At 42.7% G+C, this 6,859-nt stretch carries 7 protein-coding genes; 2 read left to right on the top strand and 5 right to left on the bottom strand.

Going from position 1 to position 6,859, the window contains the following annotated elements:
- The first annotated feature begins 25 nt into the window (after positions 1 to 25).
- A complete protein-coding gene (yaaA, locus tag ACTXGO_RS08020; RefSeq protein WP_443542533.1) occupies positions 26 to 826 on the top strand; it encodes a peroxide stress protein YaaA in 801 nt (266 codons plus the stop codon).
- Positions 827 to 925: 99 nt separating this feature from the next.
- Here yaaA and ACTXGO_RS08015 read toward each other — a convergent pair whose 3' ends face one another.
- The 3 genes from ACTXGO_RS08015 to ACTXGO_RS08005 are packed head-to-tail and all read right to left on the bottom strand — an operon-like array spanning position 926 to position 3,734.
- Positions 926 to 1,594: a glutathione S-transferase family protein gene (locus ACTXGO_RS08015; RefSeq protein WP_443542535.1), complete on the bottom strand. Its 669-nt coding sequence runs from the start codon at positions 1,592 to 1,594 to the stop codon at positions 926 to 928.
- 25 nt (positions 1,595 to 1,619) lie between these two features.
- Entirely contained in the window at positions 1,620 to 2,798 is a 1,179-nt protein-coding gene (locus tag ACTXGO_RS08010) for an amino acid aminotransferase (protein ID WP_443542537.1), read from the bottom strand.
- Between the two features lie 18 nt (positions 2,799 to 2,816).
- Positions 2,817 to 3,734 (bottom strand): DMT family transporter, encoded by a 918-nt coding sequence (locus tag ACTXGO_RS08005; protein WP_443542538.1) that lies wholly within the window; start codon positions 3,732 to 3,734, stop codon positions 2,817 to 2,819.
- A gap of 147 nt (positions 3,735 to 3,881) precedes the next feature.
- Between ACTXGO_RS08005 and ACTXGO_RS08000 the strand changes: the two genes are divergently transcribed.
- On the top strand, positions 3,882 to 4,337 hold the full coding sequence (locus ACTXGO_RS08000; protein WP_057758867.1) for an Lrp/AsnC family transcriptional regulator: 456 nt from the start codon (positions 3,882 to 3,884) through the stop codon (positions 4,335 to 4,337).
- Positions 4,338 to 4,620: 283 nt separating this feature from the next.
- Here the strand turns inward: ACTXGO_RS08000 and ACTXGO_RS07995 are convergent, their stop codons facing one another.
- Positions 4,621 to 4,992, bottom strand: coding sequence for a hypothetical protein (locus tag ACTXGO_RS07995; RefSeq protein ID WP_165598235.1), 372 nt, complete (start codon positions 4,990 to 4,992; stop codon positions 4,621 to 4,623).
- Between the two features lie 403 nt (positions 4,993 to 5,395).
- On the bottom strand, positions 5,396 to 6,859 hold a 1,464-nt coding region (gene groL / locus ACTXGO_RS07990), incomplete at its 5' end, for a chaperonin GroEL (protein WP_443573980.1).

The following is a 6,859-nucleotide window of genomic DNA, read 5'->3' as shown; positions in this document are numbered from 1 at the left end:
TAATTATTACTTAAAGGGAATCACTATGTATTTTGTTCTCTCTCCTGCCAAATCTTTAAATGAGACTGATGCCGTTCTTGTGAACATTGGCAACTACTACAGCCAGCCTGAGCTCATTGCGCACTCGCAGACCTTAATGAAATCGCTTAAGACCAAGGAGCCAATGGACTTGCAGGAGCTTATGAGCATCTCTGATGATTTAGCGCAGCTAAATGCTAAGCGCAATCAAGAGTGGCAATGGGATACGGACAAACCCTTCAATGATGACAATGCCAAACCCGCCGGCTACCTATTCGACGGTGACGTCTATACCGGACTTGATATGTATCATATGGACAAAGATACGGCTATCTATGTTAATAAGCATTTAGGGATTTTGTCAGGATTATATGGCATTATCAAACCCTTAGACTTGATCCAACCGTACAGACTTGAGATGGGCACTAAGCTCAACAATGAGCGCGGTGACAATCTTTATGAGTTTTGGGGTGAGGAAGTCACTAACGTTATCAATGCGCGTATGGCTGACAGCGATGACAAGGTATTGGTTAATCTGGCTTCCAATGAATACTTTAAGGCGGTAAAGAAAAAAGCACTAAAGGCAGATATCATCACGCCACGATTTGAAGACGAGAAAAATGGTCAATATAAAGTAATTAGCTTTTATGCCAAAAAAGCCCGTGGACTAATGGTCAAATATGCAGCAGATAATAAGCTGACCAATGCTGAGCAGCTAAAGCAGTTTGATTTGGCAGGGTATTACTACTGTGAAGACGCGTCTGATGATAAGACGTGGACGTTTAGACGAGATGAATCAAGCCAGTAGCTTGATATAAAAAATACATTTACTACAGTTACTAGGAGCATTGCATTCAGTGCTTCTAGCCCAGTCATCAGATATCCTTTAGTTGAACATATGAACAGATTACAACAATCCTTCTTGTGCCATCATTTCCTGTACCGAGGCGCGGTTTAGCATGGCTTGATAGTGTGCATTTATGTGTATCCAGTCTTGAGCTCGACTCGCATATTGCTGACTCCAATGAGCAATCATAAATAAATGAAAATCAGCACCACTTAATTTATCGCCTAACAACCATGGACCATTATTTACTAATCCTTTTTCAACAATATCCCAGCAGTGGGTTAGTACATCATTCGCTTTATCTTTCACTTGCTGCAAATTGTGCTCGCCGTTGATGTACTGCTCGGGATGTGCCCAGCGATTAGCAGCTTCTTGTAGGGTAGAAGACATCCAAAACAAATATTGGTAATAAACACCGCGCCTAGGGCATCCTATGTCAGGTGCTAGCCCAGACTCTGAGTGCTGATCTAACACGTACATTAAAATTGCCGCAGACTCATAAATGACCTGCCCCTGATGCACCAACGTAGGTACTTTGCCATTTGGATTAATGGCTAGATACTCAGCTGATTTTTGCATGTTCTTAGACAGGTCTATTTCTATCATTTCATAAGACGCGCCTAACTCCTCAAAGACAGCATGGGTAGCCATATTAGCGCCACCCTTATCCCAATATAAAGTATAAATAGTCGTGTCCTTCTTGCTGTGGCGATTGATGGATAAAACCATTGTACTGAGCGATAAAAATTAACCTCTAACGTGAAATAATCGACATGATAGCGTCAGCCAGTTGAGGGATTTCCGTCATTTTCAAACCTGCAATATTGATTCTACCATTTGGCATACCGTAGATAGCGAACTCATCTTGCAATACTAACATTTGATTTTTGGTTAGCGGTAATAGAGAAAACATACCTTTTTGGTGCAAAATGTCCAAAAACTCTGCAGGTGCACCCCTATCTTTTAATGCTGCGCCTAATGCTTGGCGAATAGTATCTACCCTACTACGGTAGCCTGCTAGCTCTATTAGCCAATCGTCTGGTTTGTCTAGTAAATAAGAAGCCACTGCGGCGCCGTGATTGGGCGGCATGGAGTAATTGGCGCGTGTAATAGTTTCTAAGAGTGTCTGTATATCTGCGTGACGCTCATGGTTCGTCGTCATCACCGTAGCAATACCCGTCCGCTCATTGTATAGACCCATATTTTTTGAACAGCTGGCGGCGATAAATGCAAAGTCAGAGTCTTCAATCATTAAACAAAGCCCTGCAGCATCAGTATCAGGATCATCTCCAAAACCTTGATACGCTATATCAATAAACGGCACAATATTTTTCTGTTTACACACATCAGAAAACAGTTGCCACTGCTCTAAAGAAGGGTCTATACCGGTAGGGTTGTGACAGCACGCATGTAATAACAGCACGTCCCCTTCTTTTGCTTTCTCTAGCGCGGCAAAACACGCATCAATGTCTAACTGGCCATTTTTATTTTGCCACGGATACGTATCCACTGTTAACCCAGCACCTTCCATCAGCGGACGATGATTGATATAACCAGGGTCGCTGATCCAGACGGTTGAATCTGGAGAGAGCGTGGCGATCAAATCCGCAATGAGTCGTAATGCACCTGATGCCCCAACCGTCTGAATCGTGCACTGGTCTTTTAGACTTGGACTGTCACCCAGTACAAATCTTGCCATTTGCTGGTTAAAATTAGCGTTACCCGATAGCATGCCATAAGCTTTTGAATGAGCTTCATGAGCAAGATGCATTTCTGCGTCTTGCACGGTTTTCATCACAGGCGTATTGCCATACTCATCCCGATAGACACCAACCAATAGATCTATTTTATGTTTGCGCTGGTCAGTACGAAACCTACCTAACAATGCCCACAATGGATCACCGTTGATAACAGGCATATTATCTAACATCATGATATTTCCTTAATTAATTTATTGCGCTCGATTGGACAAGATGACGCCAATGGTACTGAGTACGATGCCGCATATCATAATGACTGATAGAGACTCATTAAGTATCAGCGTAGCCAGTATAGCGGTTAATCCTGGGGACAAAGAGCCAAGTAATAAGGTACGAATGGAGCCCAGCTTTTTGACTGCATAAGAAAACGCAATGGTTGATACCACCCCTACACCAAGTCCTTGTACTAAGATAAACGGAAGCGCTTCATCAAAAGACACAGAACCTATATTCGTTTCCACAATGCCAGACAGAACCATCATCAATGTCAGAAAAAACGAGGTATAAGAGAGCACGATAGCGATAGCTATTGGACTTAACTTGGTGCTTTTTAACCCCAAGGTATAACCCGCCCAAATCAGGCTTGCCATCAACAATAACCCCACACCGTACAGAAGACTATTAGGCACTGACTGTGCACGCCCGCCAATCATAGTCGCGATACCAAAGAGAATAAGGATTAATGCGGCAAATTTCCTCAATGATATTCGTTGACGATAAAAAATAAAAGACAATATTGCGGCAAAGAAGACTGGCGTACCTGTCAAAATAGTACCAACGTAAGCTGCTGGTACCGTACTTGCACCAAAAGCGGCTAATAAAAGAAAAGGCACGCCACCAAGTAAAACAAACATGATATCTGGCAGTCTTATGTTTTTTACTTCATGCCAACTAGAGAGTACCCAAGGAGTCAATAATACCAGCGGTACACTGAAGCGAATGAGCATGACATCCGCAATAGTTAGCGACGAGGCACTAACCGCTCGCACAGTCAAAGCAAATCCTGACCAAATCAACAATACGACGCTCATCGCCACATAGCCTTTGGTTAGTGGCGACATTACAAACAAAGGATTTTTGCGCGATGAGGGGTGGAATATCGTATTCATAGTCGTGTCTTATGCTGCTATACAAAGACCAATTATCGATTAAAATACGCGCTTTTATCTTTATTTATTCATTGCAATTTTGCAAATATTTGGTGGATAATGCTAACTAAATCAAAATTATTGGCTTAAAAAGCCAAAAGGTAAATTATGGATAAAATCGATCGCCATATTTTGGAAGTGCTCCAAAAAGAAGCGCGCTTATCTACGGCGGAACTGTCCGAACGTATAGGGCTGTCGCCGTCTCCTTGCGCGCGACGCCTAAAGCGTTTGGAAGACGAAGGCTATATAGAGAACTATCAAGCGAACGTAAATAAAGCCAAAGCGGGTATTGCGATGAGTTTCTTTGTGGAAGTCAGTCTCAACAGCCACCAAGAAGAATCTATCGCAGCCTTCGAACGCGCTCTGTCCAATATGGACGAGGTGATTAATGGACATGTGGTATCGGGTTCTTACGATTATTTACTAGAGGTAGTGAGCCCCAATCTCGATGGTTATGAGCGGTTCACCCGTAAGCTACACAAGCTTGCTAGCGTAAAAGATATACACACTCATCTATCGGTGAGAAAGGTAATCAATAAGACAACTTTACCTATTTTTGTGTGAGATTTTTTTATACCGACTAGCAGTACAATGTCTCGCTCGATCATTCGTGAGTAGCAAGACACATAATAAGTTTATTTGGATTTGACAGAATATTGCTATGATCAAGAAGTACTTGATGATAAGGCTTGGGTTCTTAGAAGGAATGCAGCGGATCAATAGAAGATTTGATGAGCTTTAACTATAAAGCCCTAATATAGGAAATATTACTAAGGCTTTATTTTGGAGGAATAAGTAAGTCATTCATAGTAAGTAGCTTATTAACAATAGATTTGTATTCACCGTATTACAAGGAAATCTCAACTTCTATTTTGATTGGTCGTTTTAAATGGATAGTGACTTTTATATTAATAGAAGCCGCTTCTGGTGGCTCATTGTCTAAAGCGCCGTCAACGATGTGAGCGATTTTCATTGCTTCTACTTCTTTAAGCTCAAAGCCGTTTGCTTTGGCACCTCTCATCACTTTTTCATAAATTTCTTTTTCGCTTGTGTAGCGCTCTTTATTGTTAAATGATAACTGCATAACTTTAGAATGAGCAACGCTAGACATCTCCATCGGCTTTTGCATTTTAAACCTATCTAAACTAGGATCAGCTGAACTACTAGCAGAAGCTAGCACTAGGGCTGATGCTACCATTGCAATCGATAAAATCTTCATTTTGAATTCCTTTTGAATTAATTCATTCCTTCTAAGTTAAAACACTATTAGCGAATATATTCGCTATATCAACTATATCCTAATAAATTATTAATTGAAAATTTAAATTAATATTAGTAATACTAATATTATTAAGTAATGGGTAATTTTGGTCAGTTATTCTTATTTCGGTTTTTCTACACAATACCAATTATTACCTTAAATCAAACACAAAAAAGCCCTGCTATCTTTCGATAACAGAGCTTTTAATAGTTCAAACGTTTTCACAAAAATACTTACAACTCTAGTGAAAAACGCTTTATGAGTTGACTAAAGCCGTACGACTAGGCAACCGAGTGAAGATTATACTGATAGTACATCGAGCGAGGTTAACAACGTCGTACAAATTTAGTCGAGGCATAAATTACATCATGCCGCCCATTCCACCCATACCGCCCATTCCAGCACCGCCGCCCATAGCAGCCATGCCGTCATCACCTTGTGGTAAGTCAGTAATCATGACTTCGGTCGTGAGCATGAGACCAGCAACCGATGCTGCATTCTCTAGTGCTGAGCGCGCAACTTTTGCAGGATCAAGGATACCCATCTCTAGCATATCGCCGTACTCGCCAGACGCCGCATTATAACCGTAGTTACCGCTGCCTTGCTTGACCGCATTAACAACAACTGAGGCTTCTTCACCTGAGTTAGTAACGATTTGACGTAGCGGTGCTTCCATCGCACGGCGCAAAATGTTGATGCCCGCATTCTGATCGGCGTTATCGCCTTTGAGCTCAGATAGTGCGTTCAAAGCGCGAACGAGTGCTACGCCGCCGCCTGGGACAACGCCTTCTTCGACCGCAGCACGAGTAGCATGCAAGGCATCATCAACGCGATCTTTTTTCTCTTTCATTTCAGTTTCAGTCGCCGCGCCAACTTTGATAACGGCAACGCCGCCAGCAAGTTTTGCCATACGCTCTTGTAGCTTTTCTTTATCGTAGTCAGAGGTAGATTCTTCAACTTGACGTTTGATAGACTCGACGCGATTTTCGATGTCAGCTTTTTGACCCGCACCATCAACGATAACGGTGTTTTCTTTACCGACAGTGACTTTCTTAGCGGTACCGAGCTGCTCAAGGGTCGCCGTCTCTAAGCTTAGACCAATCTCTTCAGAGATCACTGTAGCGCCAGTCAAGGTTGCGATATCTTCTAGCATAGCTTTACGACGATCACCAAAACCTGGTGCTTTTACGGCACACGTTTTTAGGCCACCACGCATGTTATTGACAACCAAGGTTGCCAAAGCTTCGTTTTCAACGTCTTCTGCGATGATAAGTAGTGGCTTGCTTTGCTGCATCACTTGCTCTAGTAGTGGCACGATCTCACGGATGTTGCCGATTTTTTTGTCAACGAGCAAGATATATGGGTTTTCAAACTCAGCTGTTAAGCTATCTTGCTTATTAGCAAAGTACGGGCTGATATAACCGCGATCAAACTGCATACCTTCGACGACTTCTAGCGTATCTTCAAAGCTTGAGCCTTCCTCAACAGTGATGACGCCTTGCTTGCCGACTTTTTCCATCGCTTGAGCGATAAGCTCACCGATTTTGGTGTCTGAGTTGGCTGAGATTGAACCGACTTGCGCGATAGCTTTTGAATCGTCAGCTGGGGTAGATAGCTCATGGATTTGCTCAACGGCGGCGCGTACGGCTTTATCGATGCCACGTTTGAGATCCATAGGGTTCATGCCAGCGGCCACTGATTTCATGCCTTCTTGCAAGATAGACTGAGCCAATACTGTGGCAGTGGTTGTACCGTCACCTGCGACATCATTAGTGCGGCTAGCGACTTCACGAACCAGTTGCGCGCCCATGTTTTCAAACTTATT

This window comes from Psychrobacter sp. T6-1 (genome assembly GCF_052258445.1).
This window is presented reverse-complemented; position numbering and strand designations above follow the sequence as displayed.

Excerpts from the sequence above, each read along its gene's own strand:
- yaaA (WP_443542533.1), top strand. The coding sequence starts at position 26 with ATGTATTTTGTTCTCTCTCCTGCCAAATCTTTAAATGAGACTGATGCC.
- ACTXGO_RS08015 (WP_443542535.1), bottom strand. The coding sequence starts at position 1,594 with ATGGTTTTATCCATCAATCGCCACAGCAAGAAGGACACGACTATTTAT.
- ACTXGO_RS08010 (WP_443542537.1), bottom strand. The coding sequence starts at position 2,798 with ATGATGTTAGATAATATGCCTGTTATCAACGGTGATCCATTGTGGGCA.
- ACTXGO_RS08005 (WP_443542538.1), bottom strand. The coding sequence starts at position 3,734 with ATGAATACGATATTCCACCCCTCATCGCGCAAAAATCCTTTGTTTGTA.
- ACTXGO_RS08000 (WP_057758867.1), top strand. The coding sequence starts at position 3,882 with ATGGATAAAATCGATCGCCATATTTTGGAAGTGCTCCAAAAAGAAGCG.
- ACTXGO_RS07995 (WP_165598235.1), bottom strand. The coding sequence starts at position 4,992 with ATGAAGATTTTATCGATTGCAATGGTAGCATCAGCCCTAGTGCTAGCT.